This window comes from Actinoallomurus oryzae (genome assembly GCF_039541955.1).
GTDB lineage: Bacteria > Actinomycetota > Actinomycetes > Streptosporangiales > Streptosporangiaceae > Actinoallomurus > Actinoallomurus oryzae.
The window spans coordinates 54,483-70,436 of record NZ_BAABHF010000015.1 but is presented as its reverse complement, the minus strand read 5'-3'; the positions used below and the strand labels follow the sequence as shown (position 1 = coordinate 70,436).

The window sequence follows — 15,954 nt, the reverse complement described above, 5'->3', positions numbered from 1 at the left end:
GAGGCTACCCCCCTTACGCTGCGCCGTCGCCCGTCCGTGCCGGACGACGGCGTCATGCGTCGGGAGCCGGGAGTCGAGGTGTCAGGCGAACGACTCGATGACGGCGGCGGCCAGGGCGGCGCGCTCGATCATCCCCGACACCGTGGCGTGCTCGGTGCGCGCGTGGGCGCCGGCGCCCACCGCGCCGAACCCGTCGAGGACCGGGACGCCGAGGGCCGCCGCGAAGTTGCCGTCGCTGGCCCCGCCGACCGCCGTCTCCCGCAGGTCGAACCCGAGGTCCTTCGCGAGGGTCCGGGCCCGCTCGTACAGGTCCGCCACGGCCGGGGTGCGGGCCATGACCGGGCGGTTCCAGCCCCCGTCGATCCGCACGCCCACCCGCGGATCCGCCGGCCGCCACTCCGTCAGCGCCCGTTCCACCCGCTGCGCTTCGGCCTCGTCGGCGACGCGAACGTCGATGCCGGCGTGGGCCGACCCGGCGGTCACGTTGCGGCGGGTGCCACCGCCGGCCACGCCGACGTTGACCGTCGTGCCCGCCGCCAGGTCGGTCAGGGCGGTCGCCGCGAGGACGAACTCCGCGAGCGCGGTGATCGCACTGGCGCCCGCGGTGGGGTCGAGACCCGCGTGCGCCTCGACGCCGGTCAGCGTCACGTCGAACAGGCCGACGCCCTTGCGGGCGGTCTTCACCGCGCCGTCGGCGCTCGCCTCGAAGACCAGCACGGCGGCGGCGTCCCGGCAGGCCTCCTCGATGACCGGGCGGGACGCCGGGCTGCCGATCTCCTCGTCGCCGTTCAGCACCAGGCGTACGGGCGGGCGGCCCAGCCCGGCCGTGTCGAGGCCGCGCAGGGCCCAGACCGCCTGCACGAGACCGGCCTTCATGTCGAACACGCCCGGTCCGCGGATCACGTCGCCGTCGACGGAGAACGGCAGCTCGGCGAGCGTGCCGACCGGCCAGACGGTGTCGTAGTGCGCCAGGATCACCACGGTGCCGGCACCGCTTCCCGGGTACTCGACGACGACCGTGTCGCCGTGCGGCGCCCCGGAGTGCGTGCGCACGGACGCCGGCGCGCCCAGGCGGCGGGTGATCCACGAGACGACCCACTCACGGCCGGCCGCGAGCCGGTCCCGGTCGTCGCTGGGCGTCTCCAGGCGGACGTACTCGCCCAGGTCGTCGAGCATCTCCCCGACACCGGCGCGCATCCACTCCAGCAGGTCGCTCATCGCACCGGTCCCTTCGCCGCGGCCGCGTCGAGCAGCGCGATACGCGACTCGCCCATCGAGGACGCGTCCGCCTCGACCTCGGCGAGCTGGCCGAGCAGGAGGCGAAGGACGGGGACCTCGATGCCGTGCCGTTCGGCGGTGGCGACCACGGGCCCGTACTGCGTCGGCACCTCGGTAGGGCGGCGGCGCACCGCGATGTCGCGCCAGATGCCGCTGCGGGTCTTGGTCTGGGTCCGCAGCCACGCGACCAGCCGGTCGGTCGCGGAGGCGGACTTGCCGGGGTCGGCGCCGTCGATGTACGCCGAGGGCTCGAACGCGTCGAACGGCTCCAGGGTGACACCCTCCGCGGCGGCCACGGCGAACACCTCCCGGGCGAGCGCGTGCGCGGCCGGGCGGTGCCGGTCGAGAAGGTCTCCCATCGCGTCGTCGGCCAGCGCCGTCGCGGTCAGCATCGCCCCGAAGCCCAGCTTGGCCCACAGGTACCCGGGGACGTTGCCGGTGACCTCGACGGGCCCCCACGCACCCAGGTCGGCGGCCAGCTCGCGCACCCGTGCGGAGACCGAGCCGTCCATCTCCCCGATCGCGATGGCGCCCGCGCCCCCGTCGCCGATCACGCCCGGGGCCAGGACGTCGGCGAACAGGTCGACGAACGCGCCCACCGTACGCTCGGCGCCCACGTGGGAGGCGATGAGTTCCTCGTTCAGCCCGTTCTGGAGGCTGACGACGTAGCCGTCCGCGGCGAGGTGACCGGCGATCCAGCCGGCGGCGGTCCCGGTGGCCTGCGCCTTCACCGCGAGCAGCACGCGGCCGAGCGGTGCGCTCACCTGGTCGAGCGTGAGGGCCGCGGCGACCGGCTGCGGGGTCCGTACACCGCCGCGTTCGAGGATGACGCCGTCGCGGGCGATCGCCGCGACGTGGGCGGAGTCGGCGTCCACGACGGTCACCGGATGGCCCGCGCGGGCGAGGTGCCAGGCGAGGGTGCCGCCGATCGCGCCCGCGCCGACGACGGTGTACTCACGAGAGCTCACAGGTGTGCTCCTTCGGGGTCGAGACCGGGGGTCTGTACGTCGGTGAGCCCGGGCCAGTGGACGGGAAGGGCGGTCGTCCCGGCGGAGGCGCCGCCGTCGACCCGCAGGATCGCGCCGGTCACCCACTCGGCGGCCGGGGAGACGAGCCAGCGGACCGCCGCGGCGATGTCGTCCGGCCGCCCGCGCCGCCCCAGCGGGTTGACCGACACGGCGGCGGCGTACTCCTCGGTCACCGGGTTCGCGGCGCTGTCGACCGTGACGAAACCGGGGCTGACCGCGTTGACACGGATGCCGGCTCCGCCGAGCTCCACGGCCGCGGCCCTGGTGAGCATCTCCAGCGCCGCCTTCGACGTGCTGTAGTGCGCCGCGCCGGGCCGGGCGCGCAGCGCCGCTCCGGAGCTGATGTTGACGACGCTGCCGGGCCGGCCCGCCGCGACGGCCAGCGCGGCGTACGCCCGGACGGCCAGCATCGGCGCCCGTACGTTGACCGCCTGGACGCGGTCCCACAGGGCCGCGTCGAGGTCGAGGAAGGGACGGGCGGGGTAGATGCCGGCGGCGTTGACGAGCGCGTCGAGGGGACCGCCGGACTCCCACGCCCGGCGTACGACCCGCTCGGGCGCGTCGGGTTCGGCCAGGTCGGCGACGACCGGCGTCGCCGTAAGACCCTCCAGGGACGCGCGGAGCGGAGGCTCCCGGAGGTCCACCCTGGTCACCGTCCAGCCGTCCGCGGCGAACGCCGCCGCGACGGCGGCGCCGATGCCGCTCGCCGCCCCGGTCACGAGGACATGCCGGTCGCTCACTCGATCTCCTTTCCCTTGGTCTCGGGCATCGTCAGGTAGACGACGACGCCGATGGCGGCCGCGACCGCCGTGTAGACCCAGACCTTCTCGCGGTGCCCGTGGGTGGCCATCCAGGTCGTGACGTACGGCGCCGTGCCGCCGAACAGCGCGACGGCCAATGCGTACGGCAGGCCGATGCCGGTCGTCCGCACCTCGGCGGGGAACTGCTCGGCCATCACGACCGCGCAGTTGGCGGAGTAGCCGACGAGGAAGAACATCCCGACGAGCTCGACCACCAGCAGCGGCCAGAAGCCGTTCCCGACGAGCTGGAACAGCGGCCAGGACAGCACGAGGAACCCGGCGGCGAACGCGGTCATCGTCGGCTTGCGGCCGAACCGGTCCGACAGCATCCCGCCGAACGGCAGCATCACCAGGAAGACGACGATCGCGATGGTGTTGGCGAGGAAGGCGCGGCTGAGCGGCACGCCCTCGGCGGCGTGCGCGTACCCGGGCATGTAGCTGACCCAGACGTAGTAGAGCAGCGTCCCCGCGATCGTGATCCCGATGACGCGCAGCGCGGCGCGCGGGTGGCGCGACACCATGTCGCGGAGCGGCGTCGGCCGCGCGTCGTCACCGCGGTTCTCGGCCAGCTCGGTGAAGGCGTCGGTCTCCTCGACGGCGGTCCGCAGCCACAGGCCGACGAGCCCGAGCAGCCCGCCGACGGCGAACGCCGCCCGCCAGCCCCACGCCGACAGCGCCCCGTCGTTCAGCGTGCTCGTGAGCAGGGTGCCCATCAGGGAGGCGATGAGCGTGCCGGCGCCGACCGAGACCTGCTGCCACGAGCCGATGAACGCCCGGCGGCCCGGTGACGCCGACTCGATGAGGAACGCCGAGGAGGTGCCGAACTCCCCTCCGGCGGAGAATCCCTGCACCAGGCGGGCGATGAGGAGTACCGCCGGGGCGACGATGCCGACCGCGCCGTACGGCGGGCACACCGCGACGATCAGGGCGGCGGCCGCCATCATCGAGATGGTCAGGGTCATGCCCGCCTTGCGCCCGCGCCGGTCGGCGAAGGCGCCCAGCACCGCGGCGCCGATCGGCCGCATCACGAACCCGACGGCGAACACCGCGAGGGTCGCGAGGAGGTCGGCGGTCTTGTCGCCCTTGGGGAAGAACTGGGTGGAGAAGATCGGCGCGAACGCCGAGTAGACCGCCCAGTCGACCCACTCGACGGTGTTGCCGACCGCCCCGGCGACGACCGCGCGCCGCTGCTTGTCGGTCATCCGCGCGCCCCGCCCGCCCGTGCGCACGGCGTCGCGGGAGTGGGTGACGCTCATGAACCCTCCTCCGGCGGTGCGGTCTGCCGCGGAGGCTCCGTGCGGACGTGCTCGGCGATCTGGGCGTGCGTGGCGAACCAGACGCCGTCGAAGCCGGCGATGTAGGTCAGCAGCTCGGTCAGCACGACCATGCGCGAGCGGTGCCCGATGATGTGCGGATGCATGGTGAGCTGGAACAGGCCGCCCTCCGCGCGTGCGGCGTCGAACTCGTCGCACCACAGCCGGAGCACCTCGCGCGGCGGCGTGTACGGGCGCAGTGAGCCGTAGCGCTCCATCATGAAGTAGGGCGCGTCGTCGCGGATCCACTCGACGGGGATCTCGACGATGCCGGTGGGCTCACCGTCGGCGAGGAGCTCGTAGCACTCGTCGTCGGCCATCAGGGACGAGTCGTAGACGAGCCCCAGCTCACCGATGATGTCCAGGGTGGCGTCGGAGAAGTCCCAGGAGGGAGTGCGCACGCCGGCCGGGCGTACGCCGGTGATCTCCTCCAGGGTGTCCAGGGCGCGGGCTGCGAGCATCCGCTCGTCGTCCGGGGCGAGCAGCATGTTGCGCTCGTGGATCCAGCCGTGCGCGGCGATCTCGTGGCCGGCCGCGACGTAGCCGCGCGCCTCCTCCGGATGCAGCAGCGCCGACACCGCCGGCATGAAGAACGTGGCGGGCACGCCGTGCCTCTCCAGCGCGGCGAGGATGCGCGGCGCGGCGACCCGTGAGCCGTACTCGCCCTGGGCGAGCTTGCCGGGCCGGGTCTCCCCCTCACGCAGGGGGATGGTCTCGTGGTCGGAGTCGAACGACAGCGCGACGGCGACCCTCGCGCCGCCGGGCCACGGCGGCGTCAGCCGGCGGCCGGCCCGGACCCGCTCCACGTGCCTTCGCCAGGTCGTCTCGTCCCACTGCCAGGGTTCGCTCGTCGCGTTCAACGTCCTCTCCTTTCCTTGCGGGGCTCGGGCGCGGTGGGGACCCAGGCGCGCTTGAGCGTGTCGAGCTGCAGAGTCGTGTCGGCGCGGCGTACGCCCGGCAGTGCGCCGACCACGTCGGTCGTGAAGCGGTACAGGTCGGCGAAGTGCCGCAGCGACACCTGCCCGCAGAGGTTGAACCGGCCGGCGGTGGCCGACAGGTACTTCACGCCGGGCTGGGAGGCGAGCCGCCGGCCCGCCGAGTCCAGGTGCGCGGGCTCGACGTCGAGCCACAGCATGAACTCGACGGCGAAGCCGAGGAGCGTCGGCTCGACCAGCGTGCGAAAGCGCAGGCAGCCGCGTTCGACCATCGAGTCGATGCGGCGCGCCACCGTCGACTCGCTGACGCCCACCCTCCCGGCCAGCTCCTTCACCGGCATCCGGCCGTCCTCGCCGAGCGCGGCGGCGATGGCCAGCTCGAGGTCGTCGAGCCGGTCCGGGGGGCGCTCCCACACCTGGTCCTCGAACGGGCGCACCGGCTCCGGGCGCAGCAGCGCGGCGGCGTCGGGTTTCACCAGCCCGGGATCCCAGTCGTGCGCGGAGGTGAAGGTCCGCATCACGGTGAAGGTCTCGGTCTCGGTGAGCTGGTCGTGCGCCGGCATGTCCCGGGTGAGCAGCTGCGCGAGGTGACGGTGGGTGGGCACGACGAACTCGGCCACGGCGTCGGCGGCCCCGGTGACGACCGCCACGAAGCGCGCCTCCGGCCGCGCCGCCAGGGACGCGGCGACGTCCTCGGCGGTCCCCGGGCGGCAGGAGATCCGCGTCAGGACGGGGACCCCGAGCCCGCAGCGCAGCACGTCGACGACGCCGATCACGCGGGCCGCGCCGCGCTCGCGCAGCGCGGCGAAGCGCCGCTGCGCCGTGGACTCGCTGACGCCGGCGGCGCGCGCGACCAGATGCCAGGGGGCGCGGCCGTCGAGCTGAAGCGCCGCCATCACCTGGCGGTCGACCTCGCCGAGCTTGGTGTCATCGACCATTGGGCCATAGTGGACGACCGAAACCAGCAATTCAAGGCGCGATGTGACGGAATCTCGCATAGTGGTCTGGTTTCTGCGGGTTTTCCTGCAGGCGCCGTCCGTCTCACGCCGCCGTGCCCGTAGGCCGGACCGCCCCGGACCGTCCGGCGGGGAACTTCTGTTACGGCCGGATCCGGCCGGGCTGATCATCTAAAGTTTGATCACCCGCCCAAATCGCCCGATGGAGGTCATGTCGTGTCGGACAGCGGCGAACGCGCGCCGGCGGGCCTGGACACCAGCAGGCCGAGCGTCGCCCGGATGTACGACTACTACCTGGGCGGCAAGGACAACTTTCAGGTGGATCGGGACGCCGTCGACCGGGTCGAGAAGGCGATGCCCGGCACCCGCCAGGTCGCGCACCAGAACCGCGCGTTCCTGCGGCGGGCCGTGCGCTACATGGCGCGGCAGGGCGTCCGGCAGTTCATCGACATCGGGTCCGGGCTGCCCACGGCCGGCAACACGCATGAGATCGCACAGGAGGTCGACCCGTCCGCGCGGGTCGTCTACGTCGACAACGACCCCGTCGTGCTCAACCACGGCCGGGCGCTGCTCGCCGCCGACAGCCGTACGACGGTGGTCACCGCCGACATGCACCGGCCGGACGAGGTACTCGAACACCCGGCGGTCACCAGGCTCATCGACTTCGGCCGGCCGGTCGGCGTGCTGATGATCGCCATGGTTCACTTCCTCACCCTGGACGAGCAGCCGTACGTCATGGCGCGGCTGCGGGACGCACTCGCGCCGGGCAGCCACTTCACGGCCACGCACGCCACGACGGACGGTCTGCCGGCGGACATGGTCGCGCAGACCGAGGCCGTCTACGCGACCACGCCCACGCCGATCCACTTCCGGCCGCACGCCGAGATCGCCCGCTTCTTCGACGGGTTCGAGCTCGCGCCTCCCGGCCTGGTGATGCTGAACGAGTGGCGCCCGGACGCCGACGCCCCGGTGGCGCAGCCGTGCTGGCTGTACGGCGCGGTCGGCCGCAAGCCCTGACGCTCCACGGCACCGGCGGGTATTGACAACATTCTTAACAGAGGAAGACCATGCGATAGAGCGCTCTCACAACCCCGCCCGCCGCCTCTGCCACGCATCGGTGTCACGGACTCCTCCGTCCACCGCGGCACCGTCGCGTCCGGCAGCGGCCCGCTGAGAAGAGGTACGTCGTGATCGCGGATTCCCCTGCCGCATCCGCGCGGAGACCTCGGCCATCGCGCCTTCGCCGACTTGTCCTGGCCGCCGTCACGGCCGCGGCCACCGCCACCGCCACCGTCGCCGTCGCGCCGGACTCCGGCGCGTCGATCCCCCCGCCGCCCTCCGGCTGGAGCACCGTCTTCAGCGACGACTTCACCGGCGCCGCCGGCACCGGGCTGGGCACCGCCGACTGGCTCTACGACACCGGCACCGGATACCCGGGCGGCGCCGGGAACTGGGGCACCGGTGAGGTCGAGACCATGACCAACAGCACCCAGAACGTCTACCAGAACGGCAGCGGCGACCTGGTGATCAAGCCGCTCCGCGACGGCAGCGGCCACTGGACCTCCGGCCGGGTGGAGACCCAGCGCACCGACTTCGCCGCCCCCTCCGGCGGAAAGCTGCGCATGGAGGCGTCGATCCAGCAGCCGAACGTCTCCGGCGCGGCGGCGGCCGGCTACTGGCCGGCGTTCTGGGCGCTCGGCGCGGCCGCGCGTCCGGTCGGTGCGACGAACTGGCCGGGCATCGGCGAGATCGACGTGATGGAGGACATCAACGGGCGCAGCTCGGAGTTCGCCACGCTGCACTGCGGGACGAACCCGGGCGGCCCGTGCAACGAGACCACCGGCATCGGCAGCGGCGAACGCGCCTGCGGCGGCTGCCAGACGGGCTTCCACCAGTACGCGGTGGAGTACGACCGCAGCGTCTCCCCCGAGCAACTGCGCTACTACCTTGACGGCAACAACTTCTTCACGATCAACTCGAACCAGGTCGACGCGACGACCTGGAACAACGCCCTCCACCACGGCTTCTTCATGATCCTCAACGTGGCGATGGGCGGCGGTTTCCCGGCGGCGTTCGGCGGCGGCCCCACCGGCTCGACGCAGTCGGGGGTGCCCATGCTGGTCGACTACGTACGGGTGCTGACGAGCGGCGGAGGCGGCACGACGCCCCCGCCGTCGAACGGCCAGGCCATCACCGGCTACGGCGGTCTGTGCCTGGACGACCGCTCCTCCAGCACGGCGAACTTCAACCCGGTGCAGATCTACACCTGCAACGGCACCCCGGCCCAGCAGTGGACCGTCGTCGAGGCCGGCAGCACGCTGCACGTCCTGGGCAAGTGCCTGGACATCAACGGCGGCGGCACCGCGAACGGCACGAAGGTCGACCTGTACGACTGCAACAACACCGCGGCGCAGGTCTGGATCCCCCAGTCCAACGGCTCGCTGTACAACCCGCAGTCGAACAAGTGCCTCGACGACACCGGCTGGTCCACCACGCCGGGCACCCAGGTGGAGATCTGGGACTGCACCGGCGGCGCCAACCAGGTGTGGCACCTGCCCTCCTGACCCCTCCGTCCGGTCCGGCGGCCACGCCGTCCGTACCCTGACCCTGCCGGGGCCGCTCACTCAGGTGGGCGGCCTCCGGCGGGTCACGCCCGGGTCACTCCTCCGGAGCCAGGGTCTCCCCCGTCTCCTTGTCGCGGATGGTGATGGCCTCGACCGGGCACGATTCGGCGGCATCGATGGCCGGGTCGGCCGGATCGACCTCCGCGCGTACCGGGTGGGAGACACCGTCGACGACCGCGAAGTGGCCGGGGGCGGTGCCCGCGCAGATCCCCGAACCGATGCACGTCGACGCGTCCACCTCGATCAGCCACGTCATGTTCGCTCTCCTCCCCGTACGGGGCCGGTGCTCAGGGCCGGTCCCAGGTGATCGGCAGCCGCGCGGGTCCTCGCGTGGCCGTTCCGGTCTTCCAGACGATGTCCTGTTCGGTGCCCGCGAAGCGCAAACCCGGCAGCCGCCGGAGCAGCGCGCCGAGGGCGACCTGGAGCTCCATCCGGGCCAGCTGGGCGCCGAGGCAGTGGTGCGGGCCGTGCCCGAACCCGACGTGGGACGCCTCCTGACGGTGCAGGTCGAGGGTGTCGGGGTGGGTGTAGATCGACTCGTCGCGGTTCGCCGACTGCAGAGCGACCACGACGGGCTCTCCGGCCCGTACCGTCACACCGCCCAGTTCGACGTCTTCCAGCGCGTAGCGCGCGCTGCCGGCGCCGCCGCCCAGGGGCACGTAGCGCATGAGCTCCTCCACCGCCTGCGGGATCAGGCCGGGATCCGCGCGGAGGGCCGCGAGCTGTTCGGGGTGGGTCAGCAGCGTGTAGACGAAGTTGGGGATCTGGGAGGCCGTCGTCTCGTGACCGGCGACGAGGATCCCCTCGGCCATCGCCAGGAGCTCCTCCTCCGACAGCCGGTCCTGTTCGTCGCGCGCCGTGACGAGGGCGCCGATCAGGTCGTCTCGCGGCGTCTCCCGGTGTTCGGCGATCAGACCCGCCATGTACTCCCTCATCCGGCCCACGTACTCGGTCACCTGGTCCGGCGTGAACCTGGTGGTGGACAGGAACGCGTCGGACCACAGGCGGAAGTCGACCCGGTCCTCGACGGGAACCCCGAGCAGCTCGCAGATGACGGTGATCGGCAGGGGCAGCGCGAAGTCCTCGACCAGCTCGGCGGGCGGGCCCTGGGCCATCATGCGGTCGATGAGCTGGTCGGCGATCTGCTGGGCGCGGGGCCGCAGCCCCTCGACGCGCCGGGCGGTGAACGCCTTGGCCACCAGCCGGCGCAGCCGGCTGTGCTCGGGCGGGTCATGGTGCAACAGGCTGCCCGGCGAGCCCACGTGGAACCGCGTCCGGGGTTCGTCACGGCCGCGTGCGGCGGCCCGGCTGAACCGCGGGTCGCCGAGGACGACCTTGGCGTCCTCGTAGCGGGTGACCAGCCAGGCGGGCTCGCCGTACGGCAGGCGTACGCGGCGCAGCGACTGCTCCCGGCGCAGCTCGGCGAACGCCGGATCGATGCTGAGGCGCTCGGACGCGCCGAACATCTCAGACCAGGACCTTGCCGTCGTCGTCATCACCAACTCCTCCGTGTCGTGTTCACCTTCGGCGGGCGGGCTCCCCCGGGCCGTAGCCGGGCCCGTCGCGCAGCGCGGGTCCGAGCAGGTGGCAGATGGCGTCGGTGAGCAGGTCGAACGGGTCGTCGGTCTCCAGCGGCCAGCCACCGGCGATCCAGATCGACAGGAACGACTCCACCTGGAGCACGGCCATCAGGGCCCGCTGCCGGGCCTCCGCGGGCGGCGTACCGGGCCAGTGGCGCGGGTCGGCCAGCAACGCCACATAGCGCTCGTGCGCGGCGAGGGAACGATCGCGGGCTCCGCCGGGGTCGCCGAGCGCCGTGGACCCGGCCGCCGCCAGCACCCTGATCACCGGCGCCATCTCGCGCCAGGCCGCCGCGGCGTCGCGCAGCCACGCGCGGACTCCCGCGCGGGTCCACTCATCCTGGACGGCCAGCGCGGCGCAGACGCCGTCGGCGACCTCGTACACACGCGCCACGAGCGCCCGGAGGATCTCCACCTTTCCCGGGAAATACGCGTACACCGTCGCCCGGGTGACCCGGGCCGCCCTGGCGATGTCCTCCATCGTCGCCTCGACGAAGGACTTGCCGGCGAAGACCGCCACCGCCCCGTCGAGGATCCGGCGGCGCGTCAGCCTCTTGTGCTCGTCGCGCGGGCTCGTGCGGCGGGCGGACACCTCCGAGCCCCCGGATCGCGCCACCTCAGACTGGGCCGGTGAACCACCGTAAAGCGTGGTGTCATGTCCCATGCCCTGACGATACAAGGCGGGCGAGCGCTATACAAGGTGTATAAGTTCCAAGGTCAGACGGTTATGAGGCATCGCCTCGGGACATGCCGGCGGCCTGCCTCACCCGCCGTACAGCCAGTCGGTGTAGCGGTAGTCGCGGGGGTCGCGGCGCCGGAAGAGCTCGTTGCGCAGCAGCCGGCCCACGCCGTCCACGTGCCAGATGTCGCCCCAGGTTCGGGCGGTGTTCTGCACGCGGGCGGTGCGTTCGGTGCGTTCGGTCTCGTACCGCTTGAGCGCGTCCGTCCACTCCGGCCGCGGGACGCCCCGCAGCTCGCCGGCCAGGCAGTGGGCGTCCTCGATCGCCTGGCAGGCGCCCTGCGCCAGGTACTGCAGCATGGGATGCGCGGCGTCACCGGTCAGGACGAGCCGGCCGTCGGTCCACTTCGGGATCGGCGGGCGGTCGTACATCGGCCAGCGGCGGTCGCGCCACAGCGACTCCAGCCCGGTCCGCACGTCCGCGCACGCGCCGGCGAACGCCGCGTCCAGCTCCTCCGGGCCGCCCCACTCCTGCTCTCCCCGCCGGTAGGCCGGGGACGCGAAGACCGCGACCGTGTTGAACACCTCGCCGCGTCGCAGCGCGTACTGCACCAGGTGGCAGCCGGGGCCGACGTGGACCACGACGTCGCGCAAGGTGTCGCGGTCGATCCTCGAGCCGAGGTCCGCCACGGGGAACGCGCCCCGGTAGGCGACGTATCCCGAGCAGACCGGGCCGTCGTCGCTGAGCCGGGCCCGCAGCGTGGAGTGCAGGCCGTCGGCGGCGACCGCGAGGGGCGCCCGGCGCTCGCCGAGGCGGCTGCGCACCGTCGCGCCGTCGGCGTCCGGCACGACGTCCCGCACGTCGCAGTCCGCGACCATCTCCACACCCGCCCGCTCGCACGCGCGGGCCAGGATCGCCAGCAGGTCACTGCGGTGGATGACCACGTACGGAGCGCCGTAGCGTCGTACGAAGTCATCGTCGAGGTCCTGATGGGTCAGCTCACCGCCGTCCAGGGCGTCCTTGAACAGCAGGCGGCGGGGAACGACTCCGGCCTCGAGGACCTCGTCGAGCAGGCCCCAGTCCCTGAGGATCCGCGTGGCGTTGGGCGCCATCTGCAGGCCGGCGCCGACCTCGGCGAACCTCGGGGCGCGTTCGAGGACGGAGACCGGGTGCCCGGTGGTGGCCAGGGCGTAGGCGGTTGCGAGCCCCCCGATACCTCCACCGACCACCACGATCCCGGCGGGATCAGGTGCGGAGTTCATCGTCGTGTTCCTTCTCGCCGTGTTCCTTCTCGTCGTGTTCGTTCAGAGCCAGGGACCGAGCGCGGGCGCCTGGGCGGTGCGCCCGCTGAGCCACGCGGCCAGCCCGGCGGCGTGCCCTCGCGCCGCGTGCCGGGCCGCGGCCTCGGCGACCAGCGCGGTGTTGAAGCCGTCGGGCAGGTCGGCGAAGCCCACCCCGTGGTCCAGGTCGACGGCGTGCACCGCCACCTCGCGGGCCCGCATCCACGGGATCTCCTCGGCCGGGACGGTCCGGCCCTGCGCGGTCACCACGGGGTTGCGCCACGCGCTCTCCGGCAGCGCGTCCAGGTCCTCCGCCAGGGACACCGCCGAGCCGCGGACGAGCGCGCGGAGCTCGCCCGCCGGCAGCAGCGCGAGGGTCTCGATCTCCTCCGCCCGCTGCCGCGGCCCGGAGTACATCCGGTTCTCGACACCGGTGGCGGCCCAGCTCAGCAGCCGGCGCAGGGCCTCGGCGTTGCCGTGGACGTGGGCGATGACGTGCCGGCGCGTCCAGCCGTCCAGCGCCGTCGGCGCCGTCAGCTCGTCGTCGGTGAGCCGGTCGACGGTGCCGAGGAAGAGCTCGGTGCCCCGGTCCATCCAGGACCGCGCGCTCACGCCGTCCTCGCCGTGTTCTCCAGCCGCCCGATGCCCGCGATCTCGGTCACGACGGTCGCCCCGTCCGACAGGTAGCGCGGTGGCCTGCGGGCGTGGCCCACACCGCCCGGCGTGCCGGTCGCGATCACGTCGCCCGGCCGCAGCGTGAGGATGGTCGACGCGTAGCGGACCAGGTCGACCGGGTCGAACACCAGGTCGGAGGTGTCACCCTTCTGCATCACCTCGCCGTCGACCCGGCAGGTGAGCGCCAGGGCGGGGCGCACGCCGCCGGGCAGCTCGTCCGGCGTGACCACGACCGGGCCCAGCGGCGTCGTCCCCTCGAACGTCTTGCCCTGCAGCCACTCCTTGGTACGGAACTGCCAGTCCCGCATGGTGACGTCGTTCATGACGGTGAACCCGGCGATGGCCCGGACCGCCTCGTCCTCCGACGCCCGCCGGACCGTACGGCCGATCACCACCGTGAGCTCGGCCTCCCAGTCGACGGCCGACGACTCCGGCGCCAGCAGGATGTCGTCCCGCGCGCCTATGAGGGCGTCGGCGAACTTGGCGAACAGGGTCGGGTGCTCCGGCAGGTCCCGGCCCATCTCCAGGATGTGGTTGCGGTAGTTGAGCCCGACGCACAGCACCTTGCCCGGCCGCGGCACCACGGGAGCGAGCGTGGTCTCGTCCAGGGGACGGACCTCCCCGCCGGCGGACGCCGCCGCCTCGGCCCCGTTCTCGCGCGCCAGGAGCGCGCCGACGTCGGGAGCGTCCAGCAGCACGCACCCACCGGGGACGACACGGGCGGCGCGGGTTCCCTCGCCGGTACGGACGGTCGCGAGCTTCACTGCGGGTTCTCCTGAGTGTCGTTCTGGACGCGGTGCTGGTACAGCCGCTCGAAGATCGGGGTGTCGCTGAAGCGGAACAGGTCCAGGCCGTGCTCGGTGGTGAGCGTCAGCGGCTGCCACGACGGCACCACGAACAGGTCGCCGCGCTCGACGGACCACGAGCGCTCCCCCACGGTGACCCGGCCCGTGCCCTCGAAGACCTGGAACACCGAGGAGCCGACCTCCCGCTTCGCGGCGGTCGCGGTGCCGGGCGCGAGCCGGTGGAACTCGGTGCGCAGCGTCGGCATGACGTCGTCCCCGGTGGTGGGGTTGGTGTAGCGGACGGCGGCGTGACCGGGCTCGACCGTCGCCCGGTGTCCCTCGGCCTCCAGCGCCAGCTGCTCGGTCAGCGCGCGGTCGGTGTGCTCCCACCGGTACGCCAGCAGCGGCGTGGCGTGCGTCGGCCGCAGGTGCGTGAGCGGGCGCAGGCCGGGATGGCCCCACAGGCGCTCCGACCGCGACCGTTCCGGAGCCTCGCGCGTCTCGACCTCATCGGGCCCGAACTCGAAGAACGTGGACTCCCCGAAGTGCTGGAAGGGCATGTCGAGCCCGTCGATCCAGGCCATCGGCCGGTCGGTGACGTTGTGGTGCCCGTGCCAGTGCCAGCCGGCCTGGGGCAGGAAGTCGCCGCGCCGCATCGCCACCGGGTCGCCGTCCACCACGGTCCACACGCCCTCACCCTCGACCACGAACCGGAAGGCGTTCTGGGTGTGCCGGTGCACCGGGGCGTCCTCGCCCGGGTTGAGGTACTGGATCGCCGCCCACAGCGTCGGCGTGGCGAACGGCCGGCCGCCGAGCCCGGGGTTGGCCAAGGCGATCGCCCGCCGCTCACCGCCGCGCCCGACCGGGACCAACCGCCCGGCCCGCTCGGCCATCGGCAGCAGGGCGCTCCACCGCCACAGATGCGGCAGCGCCTTCGACCGGGGGGACGGCGGCATGAGGTCGCCGATCTCGGTCCACAGCGGGACGAGCAGCTCGGACTCGAAGCCCCGGTACAGCGCCTCGAGTTCCGGCGTCCGTGTGGGCTGGTCCTCGGCGTCGGTCGCGACGATGGTCACCGGCGATCCATCGGTCACCGTCATGGGCCCCTCCTTCGGTTCGGACGGTCGCCTCCAGAATGCCGATGGTTCTTCAGGACAGATAAGCTTTTTCTGCTATGAGGAATAAGCCGCCGTACGCGCTCACCTCGGTGGACCACGCGCTCCAGCTCGCCGCGCTGTTGCAGCAGGAGGGACCGCTGCGGGTGACCGACGCGGCCGAGCGGCTGGGCGTGGCGGTATCGACCGCTCACCGGCTGCTGGCGATGCTGGTGTACCGGGACTTCGCCGAACAGGGCACCGACCGGCGGTACGGGCCGGGGAAGGTGCTGCGCCCCGCGGAGGTCTCCGGCGCCCCCATCGCCCTGCTGCGCGCGGTGTGCGACGCCCCGCTGAAGTGGCTCGTCGACCAGACACAGGAGTCGGCCAACGTCGTGGTGCCGGCCCACACCGAGGTGCGCTTCATCGCCACCGTCGAGTCGCCGCGCGTCCTGCGCGTGGGCGACCGGGTCGGGCGGTCGCTGCCGGCACACCTGACCTCCGGCGGCAAGGCGATCCTCGCCGCGCTCCCGCCCGAGGAGGTGAACGCGATGTACGCGGAGGACGCCGAGGTCGATCTCCGGCGCCTGCGGCGCGAGCTGGCGCTGGTGCGCAAGCGGGGCTTCTCGATCAACGATCAGCTCACCGAGACCGGCCTGACCGCGATCGGCACGCTGATCGCGGACACGGACGGGGCCCCGCTGGCCGGGCTGTCCATCGCGCTGCCGACCGCCCGGTTCGACCGCGACGCCCTGCCCGCGTGGGTGAACGCGCTGTCCACCGCGGCGCGGCGCATCGAGGCCGCCCTGGCGGACTACCGCTGACCTCGCGGCGCCGCTCGCGCCCGGGCGACCGGTTGACATCGCACGTGACGGCGGCGGAGACTGCCTCCACAATTGTGAAGGAAAGTTCACTAGGCGAACGGC

The 15,954-nt window shown here is 73.0% G+C and carries 16 protein-coding genes; 3 read left to right on the top strand and 13 right to left on the bottom strand.

The annotated features are described in order from the left end of the window. Positions 1-81: 81 nt before the first annotated feature. Genes ABEA10_RS09400 through ABEA10_RS09375 form a run of 6 tightly spaced genes read right to left on the bottom strand, consistent with a single transcriptional unit; the run spans position 82 to position 6,292 of the window. Positions 82-1,218, bottom strand: a complete 1,137-nt coding sequence (locus tag ABEA10_RS09400) for a M20 family metallopeptidase (protein ID WP_345460248.1) — start codon at positions 1,216-1,218, stop codon at positions 82-84. Further along, on the bottom strand, positions 1,215-2,246 hold the full coding sequence (locus ABEA10_RS09395; protein ID WP_345460245.1) for a ketopantoate reductase family protein: 1,032 nt from the start codon (positions 2,244-2,246) through the stop codon (positions 1,215-1,217). Before ABEA10_RS09395 ends, ABEA10_RS09400 begins: the two co-directional genes overlap by 4 nt. Then, positions 2,243-3,046, bottom strand: coding sequence for an SDR family NAD(P)-dependent oxidoreductase (locus tag ABEA10_RS09390; protein WP_345460242.1), 804 nt, complete (start codon positions 3,044-3,046; stop codon positions 2,243-2,245). The genes ABEA10_RS09395 and ABEA10_RS09390 overlap by 4 nt, the downstream gene beginning before the upstream one ends. Then, complete coding sequence (locus tag ABEA10_RS09385; protein ID WP_345460239.1) at positions 3,043-4,362, bottom strand: MFS transporter; 1,320 nt, start codon at positions 4,360-4,362, stop codon at positions 3,043-3,045. The genes ABEA10_RS09390 and ABEA10_RS09385 overlap by 4 nt, the downstream gene beginning before the upstream one ends. Next, the gene (locus tag ABEA10_RS09380; protein ID WP_345460236.1) at positions 4,359-5,279 is read right to left on the bottom strand and encodes a polysaccharide deacetylase family protein; all 921 of its coding nucleotides are present in this window, start codon (positions 5,277-5,279) and stop codon (positions 4,359-4,361) included. Before ABEA10_RS09380 ends, ABEA10_RS09385 begins: the two co-directional genes overlap by 4 nt. Continuing rightward, positions 5,276-6,292 carry an Lrp/AsnC family transcriptional regulator gene (locus ABEA10_RS09375; RefSeq protein ID WP_345460233.1) on the bottom strand — a complete coding sequence of 339 codons (1,017 nt, stop codon included), beginning with the start codon at positions 6,290-6,292 and terminating at the stop codon, positions 5,276-5,278. The genes ABEA10_RS09380 and ABEA10_RS09375 overlap by 4 nt, the downstream gene beginning before the upstream one ends. 234 nt (positions 6,293-6,526) lie before the next feature. Between ABEA10_RS09375 and ABEA10_RS09370 the strand changes: the two genes are divergently transcribed. Beyond that, positions 6,527-7,327 (top strand): SAM-dependent methyltransferase, encoded by an 801-nt coding sequence (locus ABEA10_RS09370; RefSeq protein ID WP_345460230.1) that lies wholly within the window; start codon positions 6,527-6,529, stop codon positions 7,325-7,327. A gap of 170 nt (positions 7,328-7,497) precedes the next feature. Next, positions 7,498-8,874, top strand: coding sequence for a ricin-type beta-trefoil lectin domain protein (locus ABEA10_RS09365; protein WP_345460227.1), 1,377 nt, complete (start codon positions 7,498-7,500; stop codon positions 8,872-8,874). Between the two features lie 94 nt (positions 8,875-8,968). Here the strand turns inward: ABEA10_RS09365 and ABEA10_RS09360 are convergent, their stop codons facing one another. The 7 genes from ABEA10_RS09360 to ABEA10_RS09330 all read right to left on the bottom strand — a co-directional run bounded on the left by ABEA10_RS09360 (position 8,969) and on the right by ABEA10_RS09330 (position 15,034). After that, the gene (locus tag ABEA10_RS09360) at positions 8,969-9,190 is read right to left on the bottom strand and encodes a ferredoxin (protein ID WP_345460224.1); all 222 of its coding nucleotides are present in this window, start codon (positions 9,188-9,190) and stop codon (positions 8,969-8,971) included. A gap of 31 nt (positions 9,191-9,221) precedes the next feature. Further along, entirely contained in the window at positions 9,222-10,430 is a 1,209-nt protein-coding gene (locus ABEA10_RS09355) for a cytochrome P450 (protein ID WP_345460221.1), read from the bottom strand. A gap of 22 nt (positions 10,431-10,452) precedes the next feature. Then, a complete protein-coding gene (locus ABEA10_RS09350) occupies positions 10,453-11,178 on the bottom strand; it encodes a TetR/AcrR family transcriptional regulator (RefSeq protein ID WP_345460218.1) in 726 nt (241 codons plus the stop codon). 99 nt (positions 11,179-11,277) lie between these two features. Next, a complete protein-coding gene (locus ABEA10_RS09345; RefSeq protein WP_345460215.1) occupies positions 11,278-12,456 on the bottom strand; it encodes an FAD-dependent oxidoreductase in 1,179 nt (392 codons plus the stop codon). Positions 12,457-12,498: 42 nt separating this feature from the next. Further along, the gene (locus tag ABEA10_RS09340) at positions 12,499-13,086 is read right to left on the bottom strand and encodes a maleylpyruvate isomerase family mycothiol-dependent enzyme (protein ID WP_345460212.1); all 588 of its coding nucleotides are present in this window, start codon (positions 13,084-13,086) and stop codon (positions 12,499-12,501) included. Beyond that, on the bottom strand, positions 13,083-13,913 hold the full coding sequence (locus ABEA10_RS09335) for a fumarylacetoacetate hydrolase family protein (protein ID WP_345460209.1): 831 nt from the start codon (positions 13,911-13,913) through the stop codon (positions 13,083-13,085). Before ABEA10_RS09335 ends, ABEA10_RS09340 begins: the two co-directional genes overlap by 4 nt. Next, the gene (locus ABEA10_RS09330; protein WP_345460206.1) at positions 13,910-15,034 is read right to left on the bottom strand and encodes a cupin domain-containing protein; all 1,125 of its coding nucleotides are present in this window, start codon (positions 15,032-15,034) and stop codon (positions 13,910-13,912) included. Before ABEA10_RS09330 ends, ABEA10_RS09335 begins: the two co-directional genes overlap by 4 nt. 74 nt (positions 15,035-15,108) lie before the next feature. On the opposite strand from ABEA10_RS09330, the gene ABEA10_RS09325 reads away from it, so the two are divergent. Beyond that, positions 15,109-15,852, top strand: a complete 744-nt coding sequence (locus ABEA10_RS09325; RefSeq protein WP_345460203.1) for an IclR family transcriptional regulator — start codon at positions 15,109-15,111, stop codon at positions 15,850-15,852. The last annotated feature ends 102 nt before the right edge of the window (positions 15,853-15,954 follow it).